Origin of the sequence: Nocardia altamirensis NBRC 108246 (assembly GCF_001612685.1) — a bacterium.
Taxonomy (GTDB): Bacteria; Actinomycetota; Actinomycetes; order Mycobacteriales; family Mycobacteriaceae; genus Nocardia; species Nocardia altamirensis.
Genome location: NZ_BDAY01000097.1, coordinates 20,850 through 43,153, shown reverse-complemented (window position 1 = coordinate 43,153; position 22,304 = coordinate 20,850). Strand labels below are relative to the sequence as shown.

The window sequence follows — 22,304 nt, the reverse complement described above, 5'->3', positions numbered from 1 at the left end:
GCGTGTCGCGCGGTGTGTTGCAACCATTTGACTCCCGTCGATGAAGTTGATCAACCATTTCACTCCCGTCGATGGGGCAACAACCATTTCTCTCCCCGTCAACGACGCTCGGTGGCCTGCCGTCGATGGATGTGATCGGTCAGGGGTAGTCGGCGCGGTTATGCGTTTGCCGGGCGGGGTGGTAGCAATCCGTCGACGATGGCTGCGAGTCCTGCTCGGTGGAGGTCGCGGGCGTTGAGTTCGGACCAGCGATCGCCGACCGTTGCGAGGTGGGGGTGGGTGGTGGTGGTGAGGGTGCCGATTACCTGCTCGTGGTAGGCCGGGTTGTCGCTGCGGGCTCGGCGGCGGCCGCTGTTCACTCGGACGATCAGGTTGCCGACGATGTAGAACCACAGTGTCCGGTAGACGAAGACGGCTTCGTCGGGGGCGCAACCGTAGTCGATGGCGGCGCCGATCATCAGGTCGACGATCCAGAGCGCGGACGGTCCGATGAGGTCGTCGCCGGTGAGCACCTCGACGATCCACGGGCGTTCGGCGAGCAGTTCGTACAGCGTGACGGCGGCCGCGACGAGCCGCTCCCGCGGGTCCTCAGGGAAGTCTGGGCGCGGCATGCGTTGGGCGTGCGCCTCGAGTAGGAGCAGCAACAGCTGATCCTTGTCGCGCACATGGTAGTAGAGCGCCATCGGCGCGCTGCCGAGTTCACCGGCCAGCCGTCGCATCGACAGTGTGTCGGGCCCTTCCGCCTCGAGGATGCGGTCGGCGGCGGCGAGGATCGCCTCCAGGGACAAGCGCGGTGGTCGTCCAGCGCTCGGCACGCTACGCACCTCCGGTTCTGCGACCCCTCTCGCGGGCACTGCCAGTAGTTCGCAATCCTAGCGGTCGACGTCCGATCGACTCCGCAGGTGGTGCATGCTGGAAGCCATGATCTCAGAACCGGCTTCGAACCAGCCCGAGGACACCGAGGCCGAGCGTGTGGACGCCGCGCCGGATCCGAAGGAGCAGCCAGCCACCGGCACCGAGGACCAAGCCGAGAACATGGACTTCGAGGGCGACACGCCGAACTAGCTGCCCGTCCCCTGGTTTTAGGGGCGCGGTGGTGAGCGGCCTGGATATACCATCGATTTCTGCTGCACGAACACATGGCCTGTGGACCAACGGCACGCGGTGTGCGGGGAGGTCCACTGTGGGGGTTTGTCGAGTGGGCTGTCGGCGACACGACGAGATGACTTTGGCGAGAACATGGTTGGGGCGGTCATTCCAGCGGCATCGAGGCAGATGCGTGGTGGGCTCGCGGTCACGGAGCCGAGCGCTTGCGAGGCGGAGTCGTGAACGAGTGTCAGCGAGTGAACCGATGTCACAGCGTGCGGCCGCGCGCGACGGAGCCGAGCGCTTGCGAGGCGGAGTCGTGAACGAGTGTCAGCGAGTGAACCGATGTCACAGCGTGCGGCCACGCACGACGGAGCCGAGCGTCAGCGAGGCGCAGTCGTGAACGAGTGTCAGCGAGTGAACCGATGTCACAGCGTGCGGCCACGCACGACGGAGCCGAGCGTCAGCGAGGCGCAGTCGTGAGTGGCACGTCGGAGTTGGATCTCGCTGAATTCGAGGACAGGTCAGCGACCCTCACTAAACTGCTGCTCCTACTCGAGCGCGACCAGCTCGCGCAAACCCAACCGTTCCACTTCCGCCAGAAGAACATCGACATCGAGGCCAGGGACGCCTACGACGCCGGCGATTTCCCCGGCTGGCGACGCGCAAACGGCAAGCTCGACGCGTTGATCCGCGAGGTCGCAGGCATCCCGGTGGTCCGCGACATCCTGTCGGTCGGCAGCTCTCCGGAGGAGTTTCTCGCGTGGATCTCCGAGGAGATCGACACCACCGATCAGCTGATCCACCGCAAATACGAGGACCTGCGGTGTAGTCCGCGCCTCGTCCCCGAGGAGCGGGCACGACTGCCGCAGCAGCGCGACCAGTTCCTCAGCGAACTGCAGATGATCGTGTTGGCGGTGGAAGAGATCGACCTGCGTCACCAGATCGCCCGCGAACTACTGCACGGCATCTACGTGTCCCACATCCAGCCCCTGGAGGCTCGAATCAACCTCTGGGGGCCGGATGTCGGGCTGCACTAGCCGGCCGGCACCCGATCAGGCGGGGACCAGTCGGCCCATCGAATGGATTTCGTTCACATCGTTTCCGCTGATGAAAGACCAGGGGGCGGTGAAGAATCCGTTCTTGCCCCAGTGCGGTCCCCAGGAGTTCTCGATGGTGACACCTTTGGCGTCGTAGGCGACGATGGTTACTTCGTGGCCGCCGAGGATTTTCTCGCCCGGTGCCGGGTTGTAGTTGTCGTTGGTGCTGTCGAGGTTTTCGAAGCTTTCGCGCACCTCGAATCCGATCGGCACGGGTAGGCCGGAGGCGATGGCCTTCTTGATGTTCGCGACGACGTCACCCTTGGTGAGATCTGCGGCGCCGGAGAGCCGGTAGTGCACGGCATTCGCGCGTTCCGCGGCGTCGGGTTGGGTCGTGTAGTCGAAATCGCCTTGCCAATAGTCGGCTTTGGTGTCGATGCCCTGCGACTGTTCCAGCGGCAACGCGACTCCGGCGTAGGTGCCTTGATCATTGCCCTGGGCGATCTGCGAGTAGATGAACATCGGGGCCATCGGTGCGCCGCTGATCTGCTGCTCGTTCATCAGGATTCCGTACCCGGTGTATCCGGTTGCCCAGGTGACGCAGGAGCCGACCTGGCCCTGGTCGCCTGCGGGTAATGCGTACTGCCGCAACGAGTATGCGGCAGGCGCGGCGCCGACCGCACCGACCTGCACCGGGAGCGCGAGCCCAACGGTGGTGTCCCGGCTGAGGCTGTCTTTGGCGGCCGCGCGGTCGAGCCCGAATGCGTGATGCTTGAGGCCGGGGACGGCTGGGTCCGGATCGGCGTTCGCGATGCCTGGCGCGGCGAGGCTGACCCCGACCGCGCATACCAACAAAGCGGACAAACGCGAAAACTGCACGGTTCCTCCTGATCTGGACATGGGGCATCGGCCGCATGCGGGGAGTGAATCTCTATCGATTCCAGACGGAACGATCTGTGAACTGAGGAAGGAGTGTTCCAGAGGTCGGAGAAGGCGACAATGAATAAGTCACCCTGATTTGTTTAAGTGCTCGTTACCCGCGGTGTCCCGCAGGTAAATTCACGCAAGTCGCCCACGCGGTGTTTATTTCTTCTTGACGGTATTGCGGCATAGCGCGGGGATGGGTACCGTCCCAAGGCATTTCCGCCCGGAAGGATGAAACGTGCGGCTGAGATGGAAATTGTTGTGCTGCCCTGCCGCGCTGTGCATTGCGCTCGCATTGCATGGATCCGCCGTCGCCGATCCGGCCGAGGGGACTGCCGGGCATTCCAACGGCTTAGCGGTAACGCCGAATCTGCCACAGGTGCCCGACTTTCGCTCCGGCGTCTTCGGCGCGCAGACCCTCCCTTACCTCCAGCAGGCCCAGGCCGCAGATCAGTGGTGCTGGGCCGCCGACGGTTCGTCCATCGCGACCTATCTGCACAAGCCGATCAGCCAGAACCGATACTGCGCGCTGGTGCACGGTGCAGGCGCCGACGGTGCCTGCCCTGATCAGCAGGCCTCCCTCGAGGAGATCGCGTCGGCGTTCCGGAAGATCGGCCTCGACGCGTCCGTCGGCGCGCCGCTGTCCATGAGCAGGGTCGCCGACGAGATCTCGGCCGGTCGGCCGATCCTCACCGGCATCGCATGGACAGCGGGTGGCGGGCATGCGCAGGTGATCTACGGGTTCGACGCGGACGCAGGCACCATCACCTATGGCGATCCCTGGCCGACGTCGCGGCGCAGCGTCACCCAGTCGATCGACTCCTATACCCGAAACCCGAACTGGATCTGGTTCGGCGAGGACTACGGCATCGGATCATGATGAAGCGACCGGTATTACGACTTCTGATCGGCCTGGTGCTACTCGGCTCGACCGTCGCGGGCTGTGCGAATGACGGTGTGCCAACGGCGAAGTGGGACAGCGAGCCGGATGTCGACGTCGTCGACGAGGCGATCGGCACCCAGGCGGTGCAGCGGCTCGCCCAGCCTTTCCTCCGCTCGCAGCAGGGGGCGAATGCTGGTGGGGCGGAGTCGCTCCGGCGCGTCGGCGCGCCAGTCATGGTGTACGCCACCAATCCGCGGTTTCGCGACGACGTCGCGCCCACCCTCGACTCCGCGGGAACCGCGTCCTATATCGCTGTGCCCGTTCGCATAGCAGGCCGCGCAGGCACCGACACGGTGCAGCTCGCCTCGGCACCGCCCTATCGGCCACAGGCCATGGCGACCGGGGACGAGGAGACGGGCGGTCCACGCGGCGACGCGCGCCTGCTGCTCGACTATCCGACGCACACCTGGTTCGCGTGGACGCGCACGAGCGTCACCGTGCTGTCTTCCGGTGCGAATCCGGGATTGGCAGGCACGGAATTCGACGCCGCGGGGTTCCGCGTCTGGCTGGGCGCCCGCTGAGCGTCCGACCTACACCGTCGGCACGACGGGTCCCATGAACCCGACGATCCGGCGAATGCGCTCGACTCCGTCGAATTCGACGAAGTCGATGCCGTCCGGCAACGCCGTCCCGTCCGCCAGCACCACATGCCAGGCGAAGCGGGCGACGTCGTGGTGGGCGTCGACCTTGCTCGTCCGAATGACGGTGGTGCCTGGCCGCCGCGCGAACACGGTCGCGATATGGGCGAGCAGCTCGTCGGCTCCTGTCGCATGCACCGTCGGATCGGTGTAGGTCGCCCCGTCCGCCCACACTTGGCTCAGCAATGCGCGCCTGCGCTGTGGATCGGCGTCGCTCCATGCCGCGCAGTACGTATCGATCAGCTGCTCGAGGGTCGCATCAACATCGGCCATGTCATGTCCTAGAGGTCATACGGTCTGATCGGACCGCAAGTGCCATCACATCATGGATGGGGGAGCCGATGTTCTCGGACGACGTGCGGAAATTGATGCGACATTCGGTTACGTATACTTCCTTCGGCGGCGTATGATCTGCGCATATGCGACCAAACCTGTTGTGGCGTATGGCGAAACCAGTCGCCTTCCGTGCTGTTCCGTTGGCCTCCGGTGCCGCGATCCGCGCGACAGGCAGGCCGTTCACCCAGCCCGCCATGCTGCGGCCGCATGTGGGCGGGCATCGATACGGGTGGACGCACTACGGCGTGATGATCCCCGATCTGCCGGAACCGCACCGCTATTTCAGCACCATGGTGATCGCCGGATTGCCCGGCGCCACCGCCCTCGACAATGACGCCGGGGTCACCACCAGCCCGCGCGACACCGTCACCGTCTCGGTCTCCACGGCCGCGCCGGAGGCGGCGTTCTATCGGAGCTACTCGATGGCGAACGAGTGTCAGCTGCGGCCGGATGGTTCGCTGCTCGATTTCGGCGGCGACGTCGTCATCGAAGGCGCCTATCCGAACCTTCAGGTGTCGGTTCGGGCCGGTGATTTCACCGCCGAGCTGCGGCTGCGCTGCACCGATCAGGTTGTATGGTTCGCGCGCACACCGGTTTACGACCACATCAGCCTGGCTGTCGAATACGAAGGTTGGGTCGGTGTCGGCAGCGAACGCACCGAGGTGTCCGGCGTCGGCACGTTCGAGTACGCCGCATGTCTCGGTCTGCACGGTGTGCTCGACCGAGGGTTGAGTGACGGCGCCAAGGTGCCCCTCGATTTCTTCACGTACCAGGTGATCGGCATCGACGACCGGACGCACCTGCTGCTCGCCGATGTCCATGTGGTGGGTGAGCCTTTGGTAACCATGGCCTATCACCGATCCCTCGGCGGGCCCACCTGGGCCACCCACCAGAACGTGCGCTTCGAGGTCACCGAGTATGCCGCGGAGACGACCGTCGATCCGTACGGCAACGAGATGCGCTTGCCGGTTCGGTTCACCTGGGCCGCAGGCGAGGACCTCGTCGTGCACGGCGTCGTCGACTCGCCGCCGCGGTTCGGTGTCGGCCGCGGGTACATCGTCGGCTACCGCTGTCAGGGGAGTTTTCAGGGGCAGGCGTTCGATTCCCGCGGGTACATGGAGTACATCGACTGCGAGGCGGCGAACCGGGCGGCACCCGACTTTCGCGTGACGCCTGCCCGAACCGGCTGATCGGGCCTGGTTCACCGCCAACTGGGTGCCGCTTGGGCTTGAAAAGTGGTGCAGTGCAGCATCGTTGATGCCACGCAGGCCAGGGCTGAGTAGATCTCGTCCTTGGCCCGCCGGTTACGCAATTGCGCAACATTTATTGCGCAATTTTTCTTTCGTATCTAATCTCGGAGCATGGCAAGGGAATTCACACCGACCATCACCGATCTCGAGGCGCTGAAGGTCTTTACGCATCCCCTCCGTATCGCGCTGTACCGGGCGCTGTCCACGGCTCGCGCCGCGACTGCCTCGCAGCTCGCCGACCAGGTGGACGAGGCGGTGTCCCTGGTGAGCTATCACCTGCGGAAGCTGGCGGCACACGGCTTCATTGTCGAGGCGCCGGAGCTCGGCACGGATGGGCGCGAGCGGTGGTGGAAGCCGGTGTCGGACAAGGGATGGAGCTTTCGCGGCTCGGACTTCGTCGGCGATCCGGAGGGTGCGGCGGTGGTCGGTCAGGTGACGCGGCAGCTGCTCGCGACGCGCACGCAGCGGTACGGCGCCTTCCTCGATCAGCAGTCGGCGTGGTCGACGGAGTGGACGGACGCCGCGTTCAGCGCCGAGTACGTGCCGCGGCTGACGGCGGCCGAGCTGGCCGAACTGGCCGAGGAGATGGCGGCTGTGGCTCGCCGCTGGCAGCAGCGCGGCCGAGCGGCGGAGGACGCCGGCGACACCGAGGGCCGCGAGCACGTTGCGTTGCACCTCTACGGATTCCCGTACCGACCCTGAGGAGTGTCGCATGACGGCGACAGCCATCCAAACGGCAAGGCCCGCTTACCGAGACGCGAACGTCCTGCGCTGGCTCGGCGCATTCGTTTGCTCACTGCTCGGCGACAACGTGTACTTTCTCGCGCTCTCCTGGGCGGCGATCCAGACTGCCGGCCCGGTGCAAGCAGGGCTGGTGCTGGCCGCGGCTTCGGTGCCGAGGGCGGTGCTGATGCTCGGCGGGGGTGTGCTGGCCGATAGGTTCGGCCCGCGAAAAGTGTTGATCGGCAGCGACTTGGCGCGCTGCGTGGTGATGCTGGTCGCGGCGAGTGTCGTTGCGGTGACGACACCCGGCGTGTGGTTGCTGGTGGTGGTCGGACTGGTCTTCGGCACGGTGGAAGCTCTCTTCTTGCCTGCGGTCGGTGCGCTCCCGCCGCGCATCACCGGGCCGGATCAGCTTGCGCGAGTGCAAGGTTTGCGTGGGCTGGCCACTCGGGCGGCGCTCGTCGGTGGGTCGCCGCTCGGCGGGTTGGCGATGGCATTGGGTGGTCCGGCCGTGGCTTTCGCTGTCGCCGGGGCATTGTTCACGATGTCGCTGCCGCTGCTGATCACGGTGCGGATGACACCGGTCCCGGATCATGGCGACGCCATGAAGCCGGAGGGAAACGCTTGGCAGGACTTGATCGACGGCCTGCGCTACAGCTGCCGCGATCGGATACTCGGGCCGCTGGTCGTTGTCCTGGCGATCTGCGAACTCGGCTTCACCGGACCGTTGAATATCGGGGCACCGCTGCTGGCCAGTGAACGTGGCTGGGGTGCAACGGGTTACGCCTGGCTGCTCGGCGCCTTCGGCGTCGGCGCTGCCGTCTCTTCGCTGCTGCTCACGGTGCGCGGTTGGCTCCCGCGCGCCGGCCTGGTGCAGCAGGCGTGCCTGGTCCTCGCCGCCGCGGCGATCGGTGCGATCGCCTTCATGCCGACGTTGTCCGCGGCTGTCGGCGCCGCCGTCATCTTCGGGATCACCGCAGGCCTCAGTAGCGCGCTGGGTGCGGCGCTGCTGCAGACGTCCGCCGACCCGGCTTACCTCGGCCGCGTCACCGCCGTGCTCAGCCTCTTGCAAGTCGGCCTGGCCCCGCTGACCTACCCGGTGACCGGCGCGGCCATCGCCGCATGGGGAACGCGCCCGGTGTTCATGGCGAGCGCTGCCCTGATAGCGCTCGGCCCCGTCGTCGGACTATGCGCTCGCGCGCTACGCAGCGCCGAACTGCCCCGCTGAACGGAGCATCCGGCCCGCACTCGACGTCCGCTTCGGGTGGAGGTACGGTGGCGATTGTTCGTTATTACGGAATTGCGGAATTACGGAGGGGCAATGCTTCATCGGATGGCAGCAGTGGTGGCGCTGGCCGTGGCGCTGGTCGTGGGTTGGTCGGGCAAAGGGCACGCCGAAGTGTGCGGGCAGGCACCCAAGGCGGGGGTCGGGTCGGCGAACGAGTGGCTGGGGCGGATTCACGAAGAGCCGGACAATATTTCGGTTCTCGTCGACAACGGGCTCGGGGGAGTCGCGGAGCGACGAGGGGACGAGCAGCAGCCGATCGCATCGGCGGTAAAGGTGGTGCACCTGGCGGCTTATGCGCGGGCGGTTGCGGCGGGCACGCTGGATCCGCAGGAGCGGGTGCCGGTCGCCGAGTGGGAGCGGTGGTACCTACCCGGTACCGATGGTGGGGCGCATGAGCAGGCACGGAGTCGGCTGCCCGGAGACAGTGTGACCGTTGCGGAGATGGTCAGCGCGATGATCAGGGAGAGCGACAACGCTACGCCGGACTACCTGCGGAACCGGCTCGGTGATCAGGCGCTGATCGATGCGGCTGCTGCGGGCGGATGGCATGGGTTTGTGCCGCCTTCGCTGCTCGGCATGATGATTCGGTTGTCGGAGCCGGGAGTGGATGCGTGGGCGGCGGCGCAGCGGTATGCGAATGATCCGCTGTATCGGATTGCGGTGCAGTCGAGACCGATTCCCTCGTTCGACGCCCAGTTGGCCTGGGTGGAGACCACGCATACGGCGTCGGCCCGTCAGCTGACGGCGCTGCACCGGTCGCTCGCGACGGGCGCCTTCGGCGCGGGCGCGGATATCGCTCGCGCGCAATTGGAGTGGCAGCAACCGCCTGCGGGTTTTGCGGCGATCGGGTTCAAAGGCGGTTCATTAGCGGGTGTTTTGACGGATGCGATCTACCTGCGGCGCACCGACGGGACTGTGGCGACCGCGGTACTGCTCAACCGGCGGATGCCAGGGGAGCTGTGGGTCGCGGCGATGAAAGAGCTGCGCCAGCAGGAGCTGTTGTTCAAGGCCATGGTGGAGCCTCCCGCACTGGCACAGTTAACCTGCGCACTATGACCGATGTCGACGCCAAGCTCGCCGAACTGGAAGCGCGGATCGCTGCGCTGGAATCGCAGCGTCCCGCCGAGGACGACGCTCGCGGGTTCATCCGGTACGGCGGCAGCGTCGACCTCGGCGGCCAGATCGACTGGACGATCCAGTACAGCGCAGGTGCGGTGCGCCAGCTGCCCGCGCATGCGCGGGTCGAAGTGCTTGCCGCGCTGGGGCACTCGGTGCGGCAAGCGCTGGTGGAGGTGTTGCTCGACGGTCCGCGGACCGGCGTCGAACTCGCCGAGGCCGTCGGGCTGAGCTCGGCGGGCCAGCTGCATCACCATCTGCGTGCGCTCACCTCGGCGCGCATCGTCGAACAGCAAGGCCGCGGTGTGTATCACATTCCGCCGGCGAAAGTGGTGCCCGTGCTGGTGCTGATGACCGCTGCCGCCGATATCGCCGAGGTCCTGCGTTAGCGGTTCTGCTGCTGTCGAAAAGTCGGGAAAACCGAACGCGGTGGGACGCTGTCGCACAAACTGGACGTGTGACCATTAAGTCTTGTGACTCGCGATCGGACACGAAATGGCAATGCGCACAAAGTATTTGAAACAATGTTTCGCCGGGCGGCGGTGGCTGGCCGGTGTCGCTGTACTCGCCTTCGGGTGGTCGCTGGTGGTTGCGTCTCCGGCGCAATCCGCACCTGCCGAACCGGCGATCAGCCGGATTCAGGCCGCGGGCAGGCATCTCGTCGACGCCAGCGGGCGCACCGTCCTGCTGCATGGTGTGAACAACGTCGACAAGGACGCGCCCTACCTCGAACCCGGCGACGGCTTCACGGTCACCGAGAAGGACGCGGCACTCCTTGCAGGGCACGGGTTCAACACGGTGCGGCTCGGTGTGAACTTCGCCGGGCTGATGCCGACCCGCGGCGTCCTCGATACCGCCTACCTGGACCGGATAGTGCGAACTGTCGACACGCTTGCGGCGCAAGGCATCTACACGTTGCTCGACCATCACCAGGACGGACTGTCGAAGATCTGGGGCGGCAACGGCTTTCCGGAATGGTCGCTGCGATCACGGCCCGGCGCCCTCGAACCGAATCCGGGCTTCCCGCTGTACTACCTGATGCCGAGCATGAACCGAGGCTGGGACGAGGTGTGGGACAACAGCAACGGGGTGCTGAACTATCTTGGCGATGCGCTGGCCGCCTTGGCCGCGAAGGTGAAGGGTCGTGCGGGCGTGCTCGGCATCGAGCTGATGAACGAACCATGGCCCGGTTCCCCATTTTTGAGCTGTTTCCCCAACGGCTGCCCACGGTTCGACGCCAAATATCAAGCGGCGATGCAGAAACTGACCGATGCCGTGCGCGCCCGCAACGCCGACATCCCGGTCTTCTGGGAGCCGAATGTGACCTGGAACGAGACCATGCCGACGAACCTGGGCAAGAACCCGCCGATCACCTCACCCGACATCGTCTTCGCCCCGCACGACTATTGCATCCCCAGCCAGCTGGCGATCTACCTCGGCCTGCCCGAGGAACTGCGCGGCGTGTGCCCGGTGCAGCAGGACAAGACCTGGGGCAACATCGACGCGTTCACCCGCAGAACCGGAATCCCCACGCTCGTCACCGAATTCGGCGATGGTGACGCAACGGTGCTGCGCAACACGTTGGCGCGCGCCGACGAACGCTTCATCGGCTGGCAATACTGGCACTACGCCTCGAGTTTCGGCCCGAACGGCCCCAAACCGGACCCGTTCCTCGGCGCCATCGGCCGCGACCTGGTGCGCACCTATCCGCGAGCCACCGCGGGCACCCCCGACCGGATGTTCTTCGATCCTGCCAACGGCGACTTCGCCTACCGATACGTCCCTCGCGCCTCGTCCGCGCCGACCGAGATCTACGTCTCCGACCTGCACTACCCGAACGGTTACCAGGTCCGAGTCGAGGGCGGCACCGTGACCTCGCCACCGGGCGCCCGCGTGGTCACCGTGGCCGGAAACGGCACCGGCACCGTCACGGTGTACATCAACCGCCCAGGTTCCGCAGGAGCCACGGTGCCGACGGATCCGCCTCGTGCCTGACCTATTTGAGGTGGTCGGAGAGGAGGACTGACCACGCGTTCTGCATATCGTCGAATTCCTTGGGGCACCGCTCGGCGCGCGCCTCGGGCAGTTGACCATTGCTGATCATGGATGCGTACTTGTCCGGGTTGGAGCCGTACGCCCAGCACATGAAGTTGTATTCGCGCTGCGCGTTGAGCGAGTGCTCGTCGGCGAAGGTGTCCGCGTCCAGCTCCTTGTCGTCGGCTGCCATACGACGCCATGCGTCGGCGATGGTGAGGATCATCTGCTGCATTTCCTCGGGTCCACTCGACAGGATGACCACGGAGAGTTGATCGACGGCATCCTCTTCCCGGCCGGTGACGGGCAGTTGGTAGGTCGAGATGACCGCATGGCCGAGCTCGTGGTAGTAAACGGCGGTCATCGCGCCGATGACTTCCTTGTCGACGGGCTGTGCCTGGTCCCTGTCCTTGGCGAACGCACGCTGCAGCATGTCGGCGTACTCGTAGCACATCGTGATGGTCTGGTCGTCCGGCGTCCAGAAGGCGTTCGGCACACCACACGATTTGCCGACTACGGAAATGTCCGACGGTAGTTTGAGCAGGCCGTTCGAGTCCTCGGCGACGGTTTCGAGCAGTTTTGCGTTCTGCAGCATCTGCTGAATCGGCCGCAAATCGCCTTCGGCAGCCTCGTACCGTGCGACGAACTGTCCTTTGTCCGCGTCACCGCTCGCTGCCGCTGCATCGGACGACGCAGTCGAACTATCTTTTCCGCAGGCAGTGAGCGTGACCGCCGCGATGGCAACGAGCACGGCGATAATTCTGGCAATTCTCAACTGTTCCTCCGTAGTGTGAAAGTGGATCACAGGAGCGGGAGCGGGAAGAATGCTGGTTACAGCGGCACCACGAACAGAAAAGACGCGAGCGGATCGACTATATCGCACGCCAGGACGTTCTGCCGTCAGCGTGAATACCGCGCTGTTCGCCTCGGATTTTCGACCGTATTAATCGGCAGCAATGGGTTGCGGCAATTCCGCAACCCATTGCTGCCGTTATTAATTCACCCCTCCGATCGCGGCGCGCCACGGTGCCATCAGCTCGTCGTGGACCGCCCTGACGAAGCGGCCACGGCCGACGAGGTCCTGCAGAATCGTCGCGGTGGCTGCCTGCCGCACCACGGCGAGACGGCCGACGGAACCGAACGACTGCAGCAGCGTGGTCAGGTCGGTCGTGTCCGTTTCCGGCGAAACAACTTGGCCGACAACAAGTCCGGCGGTCTGTACGTTGCGCAGACGGCCGTAGTCCTTGGCGGTCTGCACCGCGATCTCCAGGGCGGTGCCGCCCTGGCGGCCCGCATTCGACAGCAGCCGAGTCAGGCCACCGCTGCCGAAGCCGGTCAATGCGGCGATCTCGGCATTCATTTCACGCGCGGCCGCGTCGATGCGGTCGCGCTCCTCGGCCATCAGCTGTGCGGCGCGTTCGATCAGCACCACGACGGCAGGCCACTGCGGTCCATACAGGTATTCCACGTGGAAGTCGGCATGGGGCGATTCCGAAGCGGCGCCGAAGCCGTTCGAAGAGCTGTTCACGGCGAACCTTTCGAGATGGTCATCGTTGTTCATGTCAGGTGGGGCACCATCGACAGCAAGGCGTCCTGCGCGGCAGGCAGCAGCCCGATGTTGACCGTCATGGCGAGTCCGACGCCGAGGCGTAGCCCGCGGTGCCGGTTCCACCAGCCGGTCGGCCCGGAGCGGGCGCGCCGGCGATCTCGGGTGAATGCGTCTACGGCGCTGACGTTTTCGGTGTAGTACCCGTACCCGATCGATGCGGTGCGCAGGTCGAGCAGTCCTGCGTCGACGTCGAGGACGCTCGACGGCGACGCGGTGTTCAGCACGGCATGCCTTCCCCGTCCGCGAGCGCGAACGCGAGCACGCGGCGGGTGTCGGTGCCGTAGATCCTGGCATCGGCGGCGGCGGGCGCGACGAACGGGACGCGGGCGTGGGTGGCACCCGATCGCGGTGGCTTTGCCTGATTCGGCGCCGAGGCCGGTGACTTCGTCAGCGACGCGATGACCTTGTCCAGATCGGCGTCGTCGGGGATGAGGTCGTCGAGGAACTGTGTCCGGTTCGGTGCGACCCCGCTGGTCTCGCCGGATCGGGGGCTGAGGGCGTCGAGCGCGGATCGCACGATGGAGATGAGATAGGACCGGAACTGCCTGCTCAACAGCAGTGCCGCCACGAACGCGACCGCTGCGGCCACGGCGACGGCCAGCGCCACTGCTCCGGCGCCGGTGGCCGCGCCGAGCGCGAAGCCGAGGAGGAAGCCGAGCGTCCCAACGATTTTCGCCGTTTCCAGGGCAACCAGGAAGGCGAGGATCGGTCCGCCGATCAACGCCGTGGCCAATGCTCCGAGCCCGAACGCCAGCGGCGTGACGATGGCCGCGGTGATCAGCGCGATCACGCTCGCGCCGATACCGAGCGCGAGCAGCGTGCCGAGGACGGCGAGTCCGCCGACCAGCAGCAGGGGCAGGAACCCGGCGGCGAGCAAGGCACCACCGACCGCCATGAGGGTCAACGCCGTGCCGATCTCGAACAGCTTGAAGAGCACGAGACCACCGAAGGCCAGCAGCGGCAGGCCGAAGACCAGCGCACCGATCGCCAGCAGCGGCCAAGTGAGCGGGCACAGCGCAAGGAACACCACCAGTGCGACGCCTCCGAGCACCGGCCAGGTCAGCGGGCAAAGCAGCAAGCCGACCAGCAGGAGTCCACCAATCGCGAGCACCGGCAGGCCGAGTGCAAGGCCGAGCAACACTGGCCAAGTCAGCGGACACAGCAGCAGGCCGACCAGCAACAGTGCGCCAACTGCAAGCACCGGCACACCAAGTGCAAGGCCAAGCAGCACTGGCCAGGTCAGCGGGCACAGCAACAGGCCGACCAGCAGCAGTGCGCCAATCGCGAGCACGGGCAAGCCGATTGCGAGGCCGAGCAGCACTGGCCAGGTCAGCGGGCACAGCAGCAGACCGATCAGCAGTAGCCCGCCAACCGCCAGAACAAGACCACCGATAAGCAGAATCGGGAGCGCGAACACGGCGAGCAGCACGCCACCGATGATCAGCACCGGCAGGGCCAGGAGTAGACCGCCGATCACCAAGGCGCCGAGGACGAACGGTGCGGCGATCAGCAGCGCGGGCAGCAGGGCGACCGCACCGGCGAGCAGCAGCGGCAGCACCGGGCCGCCGACGAACAAGAAGCCGCCCGCGAACAGGAAGGCCTGGTGGATGCCGAGCGGCCCGTCGCCCGCGATCAAGCCACGCACGACATGCAACAGCGAATCCGGAGCACGGCCATCGAGCAGATCGACCACAGGGGAGAGATAGTCGAGCAGTTCGGCCGGACCGCTTGTCGGCGCGGTCAATCCGTGCACCAGATTCCGCAGCGCTGCGCTGACGTCGACGTCACCCTTCGGGAAGTCGAACACGACGCGCGCCTGCTCGATCACATCGTCGATGCGCACGGCCGAGTCGCGCCGCCGGGATCCGGCCGCCTCGGTGGCCGCGGCGGCGAAGTTCAGCAGATCCTGGACGGGTCCGCGCAGCGGCCCGGTGGGGAAGGTGCGGTTGGCCCAGTCCGCGAGGCGACCGACATCGGTGCGCGATCTGCCGATCTGAGCGGCGAGGGCGGCCACATTGGCGAGCGGGTCGCCGGCGGGCGCCGCAGTGTCCCGGATCGGAAGGCTGTCGCCGCGCCACCCGCCAGGATTGGGTGCCGAGCGCAGGCTGTCGGTGAACGACTGCAAGGTGTCGCGCACCGGATTGCCGACATTGGCCTGCGGGGGCAGCGCCGTGTCGAGCGCGCCCTGGGCGATGCCCGCCACGTCGACACCGGGTGCCACCGCGCCGATCGCCGCGCCGACGGCAGGGAGTTGGTCCTGGGCGCCGCCGACGACGGCACCGACCGGGTCGGTGGGGATGGGGAGGCCGAAGATATCGGCGTTGGCGTTACCGGCCGCGGACATCACGACCGTGCTCAGCGACGCGAATGCCGCTGCGGCACAGAGCCCGCGCCAGGCGGGCGTGCGTTCCACCCGGTCACGGCCCGCACGGCTCGAGGCGAATTCAGCGGTGGTGGAACGCTTCCAGACAGTAGACATCGAAATCCTTCCAATCATGCTTCGGGCGCGAGCGCAGGTGAGGGCTGAAAAGGGTTCAGGCAGGGCCGGTTTCGTCGGTCGCGCACACCGCGCGCGACGCTCCGCCGTCCGGGCCGATGGGAATGCCGATGCGGGTGTGCGCCACGCCGCCGAGGTCCCGGCACCGGATGAACGCGTGGGTGCCGCTCCCGGCGCCAGGCCCGCAATTCACCGTCACTTCATTTGCGACTGAATAATCCGCCGTGCAGCCGTTCGGAATGGGTTCCGACGACGCATTCGGGGCGAACAGAAGGGATGTAGCTGCGAATCCGATCGCGAATGCGATAGCAACCGCAAGGTTGCGCGGTTTTCTGGTCATAGAGAAATAGTCGGAGCGAATTTATAGAGCGTCAATTGGATATAGATCACATATAGCAAACATGTGGCGATCATCTCAAGAAGGCTGAATCATGCTTGTGTGAAGGATGTTTCGTGCGACATGGTGTCAGAGATATCCATCCTTGAAAAGGCATGGCAATCAGATAGCAAATACACAGCACAACATGGCGCTCGCGCTCGAGTTCATGCCTTCTAAGCGAAGCGCCAACCCTTCGGGGAGCTGGCTACCGAGCCGTTGTAATTCGGTCGGAGATGCCATTGTTCCCGCATCGATCGCTGCCCATGTTTCGCATGACATCCCTTCGATGGCTCCGATTGTCCGTGCCCGCTACCAGGGCCGCGCTGTGCACGGGGCCGCCGAGCCGGTTCAGTGGCTCCTCATCACCCTAAGTAGAACGCTATTCTAAGAATAGACTTCCATGATGATCATCACATGGGTCTATGATGTCGAAACGCTATGATGGCCAAATGTCCGAATCCGTCGCGAGACGCCCGAATCGTCACGATCGTCGTCGCGCCGAGACCCGTCGTCGCATCCTCGCGGCGGCCGACGAGGTGTTGGTCACGCACGGAGACTCGGCAACCATCGACCGGATCGCCGACGTCGCCGATGTCGCGGTCGCCACGATCTACCAGCACTTCTCCGGCAAGGACGAGCTCTACCTAGCTCTGGTCGACGAAGCCCTCGAACGGAACGAGCAGCACATGGTGACGGTCTACAGCGCGCCGAACGGGCCGGTCGAACGGTTGATCGACGCGGCGGCGGCCTACCTGCACTTCTATCTGGAGTCACCGCGGCAGTACGCCATGATCGAATCCGCGGGCGCGTATCAGACGGGTCCTGGTACCGAAGCGGCGCGGGCGCTGATCGGCGAACGCGTCGCACGGATGAACGGCGCGCTGGAGTCGATCGTCGCCGCGGCCGTCGAGTCCGGCGAACTGCGGCCACTGCCGCCGGGGCCGATGACCAACTTCCTGCGCGGCACCCTCAACGGGGTCTTTGCCTTGTCGTCTCGGCCGGATGCCTTGCGCATCGGACACGACCAGATGCGGGAGGCCTTGCGGGTCGGCGTGGAGCTGCTCCTCGAAGCCTCGGTCGCCGACACCCTGCGGGGCGCCGACGGCCGTCTCGATCCGGCGCTGTGCCGCCGGCTACACGAGGCGCTCGCCGACGACCCGGCCCCCGTCTCGGACGCATAACCGCTGCCTGAAACAAATTGGCTGTGCAATGTGACAATTCGGATAATGCGCAATCATGGAATGGCGTTCTTAATAATTCCTGAACTGTGATTGGCACCATACGGGCAGCGATGCATGTCGTTGTTGACTAGGCTCATGCCTCAGAAACCTTCGGCATCCAGGTGATGAGGTATCGGGATGCAACGTGATCGGAGACCGCGAATGCCTAGTCCTAGGCGTAAGATTTTCACGAGTAAGTCCCTGCTCGTTATTTTGTTTCTGATTTTCGCCATGGCCGTCCCGCCCGTCGCATTTGCCGATTCCGGGCCTGGAGATCTGGACCTCATCCCGCCGCCGCCAGGCGCGAACAACTGGTCCTGCCGGCCCAGCGCCGCACATCCGCGCCCAGTTGTCTTGGCGCACGGCACTTTCGAGAACCGCTTGGACAACTGGCTGCTGATGTCGCCCGCGCTGGCCAAGGCAGGCTATTGCGTCTTTGCGCTCGATTACGGCAAAGTCGCGGGCGGCACGCTGTCCGGCATCGGCCCGATGGCCAAGTCCGCGCGGGAGATCTCCGATTTCATCGATCGGGTGCTGTCCGCGACCGGCGCAAAGAAAGTGGACATCGTCGGCCATTCCCAGGGCGGCATGCTGCCGCGGTATTACCTGAAGAACCTCGGCGGCACCACCAAGGTCAACACACTTGTCGGTCTGGCCCCGGACAATCACGGAACCGAGTGGGGCGTGATCAATCTCCCGATCACCATCGTGCCGCCGGTGACCGCCGCAGTGTGCCCGTCCTGCATCGAACAGCTGCCGACATCCGACTTCATCCGGGACCTCAACAGCGGTGGTGAAACGCTTCCCGGGATCAAGTACACCGTTGTCGCCTCGCGCACCGATGAATTCGCCACGCCGTACACGACGGGATTCCTGACCCCCGGGCCCAACGTCACCAACATTCTGCTGCAGGACGTCTGCCCCGGCGACCTCAGCGAGCACATGCTGCTGACATCCGATCCGGTCGCAATTCGCTTGGTGCAGAACGCACTCGACCCCGAACATGCGGTGCCGCCGACCTGTGCCGCAGTGCAAGTCGGACCGGCGGGGATCTGAAAACGTGCGCATCACACGCTGGTTCGCCGCCGCCGTGCTCGTCGCGGGGTCAGCAGGCTCCGTGGCGAGTGCGGCGCCACCGACCGGTTCGTGGTCCGATCCGGGCCAGGCGCCGATCTTCCGTGAGTCCGTGCAGTACCCGGTCGGGAGCGCGGGCCAAGGCCTCGGGTCCCAGACCATCGCCGCGGGCGACTTCGATCACGATGGCAACGCCGACGTCGCCGCCGTCGACACCGCAGGTGGCGTTGCCATCTCGCGCGGGGACGGCGACGGGCAACTGCGCCGCACCCAGTATGTCGCCACCGACATCGGCGCCAACGCGGTGCAGGCCGCCGACCTGCGCGGCACCGGAAACCTGGATCTGGTCGTCACCAATCTGGCCAGCATCAGCGTCTTGTTCAACGACGGCAACGGCAACTTCGCCGTCGACCACACCTATGCCACCGACCCCAACGCCACCGTGACCACCCGCCCCGGCGGGCTGCCCTTCGGGGTGGCGATCGCGGACTTCAACCACACCGGGCATCCCGGCTTGGCCATCAACAACGTGCTTCCGGTCCCCGGCGGCGTCGGCATCATGGACAACGACGGCAACGGTCACTTCGCGCCGCCGCGCTGGTTCGGCGCCGGCTTGCTGAAACTCGGCATCCAGGCAGGCGACCTCACCGGTGACGGGTGGCCGTCGCTGGTCGTCGAGGATCGCGCCACCTCAGGGGCCTGGGTCATGCTCAACGACCATCACGGCGGCTTCCTGCCGCCGCGCTGGCACCTGCTGTTGCTGCCCGACGAGGACATCAAGCTCTCCGACGTCGACGGCAACGGCACCCTCGATCTCGTCACCGCCAACATCGCGGCCTTCAGCTTCTCCGTGCACTACGGCAACGGCGACGGCACCTTCGGCCCACCGACACCCACCTTCGGCCCCGTCGGTCCCTGCGCCGTCGAGCCCGGCGACTACACCGGCCACCACAACGGCCTCCAGGACATCGCCGTCGTCCAATTCGTGCCCTCGGTCGTCCAAATCTGGCGCAACAACGGCGATCACACCTTCAGCTACGTAGAACAACACACCATTGGCCTCGGCGGCCAGGCCGCACACGCCGTCCCCTTGAACCGCAATCGCCTACCCGACCTGGTCACCGCAAGCACCTTCTCCGCCGACGTCGCCGTGCTGGTCAACAACACCCCGGCGTAATCCTGTGGAGCCGACGAAGATCGCGGCTCTATGGTTGACCAATGGCATCGGTCAGGCAGGTTCAGGTCACCTTCGATTGCGCGGATCCCGAGCGGGTTGCGCGGTTTTGGTGCGAGGTGTTGGGGTACGTCGTGCCGCCACCACCGAAGGGGTTCGCGTCGTGGGAAGAGTTCGATCGCGCGTTGCCGCCGGAGCAGCAGGGGTCGGCGTTTGCCTGTGTTGATCCGACCGGTGTTGGACCGCGGCTGTTCTTTCAGCGCGTGCCCGAAGGGAAGGTTGTCAAGAATCGGGTGCATCTCGATGTCCGGGTCGGCACCGGACTCGTGGGAGACGAGCGCCTGGCGACACTCGAGGCCGAATGCGCACGGCTGGTCGAGCTCGGCGCGGTGCGCTTCCAGCTGCTGGCCGCCGACGGTATCAACGAGTCGTGCATCGTGATGCAGGACGTCGAGGGCAACGAGTTCTGTCTCGACTGAGGGCGGACACCGGCGAGGTCGATACCGCCGCGGCGGGCAGACTGTTCGGTGATGAAGCTCCCTGAACTCCCTGATCTGCCGGTTCGCGGCGTGCTCGACCATATCGTCGGCACGCTGGCCGAGCGCGGCACCGCCGTGCTCGTCGCACCGCCTGGCACCGGAAAGACGACGTTGGTGCCGTTGGCGTTGGCGGCGGCGACTACGGGTCGCGTGCTGGTGGCCGAGCCGCGCCGGTTGGCGGCGCGGGCGGCCGCGGCTCGGATGGCGGCGTTGCTGGGTGAGCAGGTGGGGGAGCAGGTCGGGTATTCGGTCCGTGGGGATCGCCGGGTCGGCGCACGGACCCGCGTCGAGGTGGTGACGTCCGGCCTGCTCGTGCGGCGATTGCAAGGCGATCCCGAACTCGACGGCACGGATGTGGTCGTGCTCGACGAATGCCACGAACGGCATTTGGACGCGGATCTGCTGTTGGCGTTGCTGCTCGACGCCCGGGCCGGTCTTCGCCCGGATATCAAGGTGCTCGCCACGTCGGCAACGGTTGCCGCAGGCCGACTTTCGGCACTCCTCGGCGGGGACCAGGATGCCCCTGTCGTCGAAGTGCATGGGCGCGCCTACCCGGTGGACATGACGTATGTCCCGCCGCTGCCACGGGAGCAGGTGGCAGCGCACGTAGCGCGCGCCACCCGTTCCGCGCTCGCGAGCACTGCGGGTGATGTGCTGGTCTTCCTGCCTGGCGCGGCTGAAATCCGTTGGACTGCAGAGCTGTTGGCGAACGAGCCGGACGTGGATCTGGTCCCGTTGCACGGGCGGCTTTCCGCGGCGAGCCAGGACACGGCGTTGCGCCGAGGGGCGCGGCGGCGCGTTGTGCTGTCGACGGCGGTCGCCGAATCCAGCTTGACGGTGCCTGGGGTGCGGGCCGTGGTGGATTCGGGGCTGGCACGGGTGCCGCGTATCGATCGGGGCCGCGGATTGTCCGGCCTTGCGACAGTACGTGTTTCGGCGGCGGTGGCAGAACAGCGCGCCGGGCGCGCAGGCCGCGAGGCGCCGGGGCACACTTGGCGATGCTGGCCGGAGTATGAACACAGCACGTTGCCCGCCTATCCCGAGCCGGAGATCCGAACCGCCGATCTGACGCGACTGGCATTGGAACTCGCGTGCTGGGGCACCCCCGACGGCACCGGCCTCGCCTGGTGGGATGCCCCGCCGCACGGCGGATTGTCCGCGGGCCGTGCGGTTTTGCGCGCCCTGGGCGCAGTGGCCGCAGACGGCGCGGTGACCGAGCGCGGCCGGCGCATCGCCCAGCTCGGACTCCACCCTCGACTGGCGCGGGCCTTGCTCGACGGCGCCGCCGACGTCGGCGCCCGCGCGGCGGCGGAAGTGGTCACGGTCCTCGACGACGACACCCACACGCCAGCAGTCGATCTCGTGGCGGGCCTGCGGACACTGCGGCGGGACCGCCCACCCCGCTGGCTGCGTGAGGTCGACCGCCTGTCCCGTCTGGTGGCCGCATCGGACGGCGTCGACGATCCGGCTTTGGTTGTCGCCCTTGCACATCCGGAGCGACTGGCGCGACGTCGTGGCCCGGGATCAACGAGCTACCTGATGGTCGGCGGCACCGCAGCCACCCTGCCGCCTGGCTCCGGATTGGCCGACGCGGAGTGGCTGGCGGTCGCGTCGGCCACCCGCGATCCCGGTCGGTCCGACGCTCGGATTCGATTGGCCGCCGTCGCCGATGAGCAGCTGGCCCGCCGGGCGGCGGCGAATCTGCTGGTGACCGAGGAACAGGTGGCGTGGCTCGACGGCGACGTCGTTGCCCGCCGCGTGGAGCGACTCGGCGCGATCGTGCTGTCGGAGCAGGCTCTTCGTGACCCCGATCGCCAATTGCTCAGCGCGGCACTACTGCACGGCCTGACCTCGACCGGCCTCGGCCTGCTCCGGTGGGACGAGGATGCCGTCTCCCTCAGGCAGCGCCTCGGCTTCCTGCACCGTACGCTCGGCGCACCATGGCCACCGGTCGATGACGAGTCACTGCTCGCCGCCGCCGACACCTGGCTCGGACCGGAACTCGCCACCGCCCGCCGCCGCGCCGACCTGGGCCGCATCGACGCAGGCCAAGCCCTGCGCCGCCTACTGCCGTGGCCTGAGGCAACCCGTTTGGACGAGCTTGCCCCCGAACGGTTGCCGGTCCCTTCCGGAAGCCGCCCGCGGCTCGACTATTCGACCGACCCACCGGTGCTCGCGGTGAAGGTCCAGGAAGTCTTCGGCTGGACCGACGCACCTCGTCTCGCCGATGGTCGAGTATCGATCCTGCTGCACCTGCTCTCGCCCGCCCAACGCCCCGTGGCCGTCACCGCCGACCTGGCTTCCTTCTGGCGCACCGGCTGGCCACAGGTCCGCGCCGACCTTCGCGGCCGCTATCCCAAACACGCCTGGCCAGAGGATCCCACCACCGTCGCCGCCCATCGAGGCACCGCCCGCAACGCTCCTCGCACCTAGC

The 22,304-nt window shown here is 66.4% G+C and carries 23 protein-coding genes; 15 read left to right on the top strand and 8 right to left on the bottom strand.

Annotation, left to right across the window (positions count from 1 at the left end; all coding sequences use genetic code 11):
• Positions 1-158: 158 nt before the first annotated feature.
• Positions 159-815, bottom strand: a complete 657-nt coding sequence (locus tag NA11_RS37710) for a TetR/AcrR family transcriptional regulator (RefSeq protein ID WP_245746507.1) — start codon at positions 813-815, stop codon at positions 159-161.
• A 94-nt stretch (positions 816-909) separates the two neighbouring features.
• On the opposite strand from NA11_RS37710, the gene NA11_RS46010 reads away from it, so the two are divergent.
• Positions 910-1,065, top strand: coding sequence for a hypothetical protein (locus NA11_RS46010; protein WP_167837818.1), 156 nt, complete (start codon positions 910-912; stop codon positions 1,063-1,065).
• A 500-nt stretch (positions 1,066-1,565) separates the two neighbouring features.
• The gene (locus NA11_RS37705) at positions 1,566-2,126 is read left to right on the top strand and encodes a hypothetical protein (protein WP_141718071.1); all 561 of its coding nucleotides are present in this window, start codon (positions 1,566-1,568) and stop codon (positions 2,124-2,126) included.
• A gap of 15 nt (positions 2,127-2,141) precedes the next feature.
• On the opposite strand, the gene NA11_RS37700 is transcribed toward NA11_RS37705, so the two are convergent.
• On the bottom strand, positions 2,142-3,005 hold the full coding sequence (locus NA11_RS37700; protein ID WP_218023460.1) for a C1 family peptidase: 864 nt from the start codon (positions 3,003-3,005) through the stop codon (positions 2,142-2,144).
• A gap of 283 nt (positions 3,006-3,288) precedes the next feature.
• Between NA11_RS37700 and NA11_RS37695 the strand changes: the two genes are divergently transcribed.
• Positions 3,289-3,930: a papain-like cysteine protease family protein gene (locus NA11_RS37695; protein WP_084655411.1), complete on the top strand. Its 642-nt coding sequence runs from the start codon at positions 3,289-3,291 to the stop codon at positions 3,928-3,930.
• A complete protein-coding gene (locus NA11_RS37690) occupies positions 3,927-4,514 on the top strand; it encodes a hypothetical protein (protein WP_069166872.1) in 588 nt (195 codons plus the stop codon). Before NA11_RS37695 ends, NA11_RS37690 begins: the two co-directional genes overlap by 4 nt.
• A gap of 9 nt (positions 4,515-4,523) precedes the next feature.
• Here NA11_RS37690 and NA11_RS37685 read toward each other — a convergent pair whose 3' ends face one another.
• Positions 4,524-4,904, bottom strand: a complete 381-nt coding sequence (locus tag NA11_RS37685) for a nuclear transport factor 2 family protein (RefSeq protein WP_069166871.1) — start codon at positions 4,902-4,904, stop codon at positions 4,524-4,526.
• 146 nt (positions 4,905-5,050) lie between these two features.
• Here NA11_RS37685 and NA11_RS37680 point away from each other — a divergent pair, with 146 nt between their 5' ends.
• The 6 genes from NA11_RS37680 (at position 5,051) to NA11_RS37655 (ending at position 11,339) form a co-directional block, all read left to right on the top strand.
• Positions 5,051-6,157, top strand: coding sequence for a DUF6670 family protein (locus NA11_RS37680; protein ID WP_069166870.1), 1,107 nt, complete (start codon positions 5,051-5,053; stop codon positions 6,155-6,157).
• A 171-nt stretch (positions 6,158-6,328) separates the two neighbouring features.
• Positions 6,329-6,919: an ArsR/SmtB family transcription factor gene (locus NA11_RS37675; RefSeq protein ID WP_069166869.1), complete on the top strand. Its 591-nt coding sequence runs from the start codon at positions 6,329-6,331 to the stop codon at positions 6,917-6,919.
• A 10-nt stretch (positions 6,920-6,929) separates the two neighbouring features.
• The gene (locus NA11_RS37670) at positions 6,930-8,168 is read left to right on the top strand and encodes an MFS transporter (protein WP_069166868.1); all 1,239 of its coding nucleotides are present in this window, start codon (positions 6,930-6,932) and stop codon (positions 8,166-8,168) included.
• 105 nt (positions 8,169-8,273) lie between these two features.
• The gene (locus NA11_RS37665) at positions 8,274-9,284 is read left to right on the top strand and encodes a serine hydrolase (RefSeq protein WP_245746506.1); all 1,011 of its coding nucleotides are present in this window, start codon (positions 8,274-8,276) and stop codon (positions 9,282-9,284) included.
• Positions 9,281-9,733: an ArsR/SmtB family transcription factor gene (locus NA11_RS37660; protein ID WP_069166867.1), complete on the top strand. Its 453-nt coding sequence runs from the start codon at positions 9,281-9,283 to the stop codon at positions 9,731-9,733. Before NA11_RS37665 ends, NA11_RS37660 begins: the two co-directional genes overlap by 4 nt.
• Positions 9,734-9,845: 112 nt before the next feature.
• Positions 9,846-11,339, top strand: a complete 1,494-nt coding sequence (locus tag NA11_RS37655; protein WP_069166866.1) for an endoglycoceramidase I — start codon at positions 9,846-9,848, stop codon at positions 11,337-11,339.
• Between the two features lies 1 nt (position 11,340).
• Here NA11_RS37655 and NA11_RS37650 read toward each other — a convergent pair whose 3' ends face one another.
• The 5 genes from NA11_RS37650 to NA11_RS37630 form a co-directional block, all read right to left on the bottom strand.
• A complete protein-coding gene (locus NA11_RS37650; protein ID WP_069166865.1) occupies positions 11,341-12,129 on the bottom strand; it encodes a DUF4344 domain-containing metallopeptidase in 789 nt (262 codons plus the stop codon).
• A 243-nt stretch (positions 12,130-12,372) separates the two neighbouring features.
• A complete protein-coding gene (locus NA11_RS37645) occupies positions 12,373-12,906 on the bottom strand; it encodes a hypothetical protein (RefSeq protein WP_084655415.1) in 534 nt (177 codons plus the stop codon).
• Between the two features lie 29 nt (positions 12,907-12,935).
• Entirely contained in the window at positions 12,936-13,211 is a 276-nt protein-coding gene (locus NA11_RS37640) for a hypothetical protein (protein ID WP_069166863.1), read from the bottom strand.
• A complete protein-coding gene (locus tag NA11_RS37635; RefSeq protein ID WP_141718070.1) occupies positions 13,205-15,466 on the bottom strand; it encodes a hypothetical protein in 2,262 nt (753 codons plus the stop codon). Before NA11_RS37635 ends, NA11_RS37640 begins: the two co-directional genes overlap by 7 nt.
• 55 nt (positions 15,467-15,521) lie before the next feature.
• Complete coding sequence (locus NA11_RS37630; RefSeq protein WP_069166861.1) at positions 15,522-15,824, bottom strand: hypothetical protein; 303 nt, start codon at positions 15,822-15,824, stop codon at positions 15,522-15,524.
• 488 nt (positions 15,825-16,312) lie between these two features.
• On the opposite strand from NA11_RS37630, the gene NA11_RS37625 reads away from it, so the two are divergent.
• The 5 genes from NA11_RS37625 to hrpB all read left to right on the top strand — a co-directional run bounded on the left by NA11_RS37625 (position 16,313) and on the right by hrpB (position 22,303).
• Positions 16,313-17,044: a TetR/AcrR family transcriptional regulator gene (locus tag NA11_RS37625; RefSeq protein WP_069166860.1), complete on the top strand. Its 732-nt coding sequence runs from the start codon at positions 16,313-16,315 to the stop codon at positions 17,042-17,044.
• 270 nt (positions 17,045-17,314) lie between these two features.
• Complete coding sequence (locus NA11_RS37620; RefSeq protein WP_218023459.1) at positions 17,315-18,139, top strand: esterase/lipase family protein; 825 nt, start codon at positions 17,315-17,317, stop codon at positions 18,137-18,139.
• A 4-nt stretch (positions 18,140-18,143) separates the two neighbouring features.
• Positions 18,144-19,334 carry an FG-GAP repeat domain-containing protein gene (locus NA11_RS37615; protein WP_167837816.1) on the top strand — a complete coding sequence of 397 codons (1,191 nt, stop codon included), beginning with the start codon at positions 18,144-18,146 and terminating at the stop codon, positions 19,332-19,334.
• Between the two features lie 41 nt (positions 19,335-19,375).
• Complete coding sequence (locus tag NA11_RS37610; protein WP_069166857.1) at positions 19,376-19,810, top strand: VOC family protein; 435 nt, start codon at positions 19,376-19,378, stop codon at positions 19,808-19,810.
• Positions 19,811-19,861: 51 nt separating this feature from the next.
• Positions 19,862-22,303, top strand: coding sequence for an ATP-dependent helicase HrpB (gene hrpB / locus NA11_RS37605; RefSeq protein WP_069166856.1), 2,442 nt, complete (start codon positions 19,862-19,864; stop codon positions 22,301-22,303).
• Position 22,304: the final 1 nt, after the last annotated feature.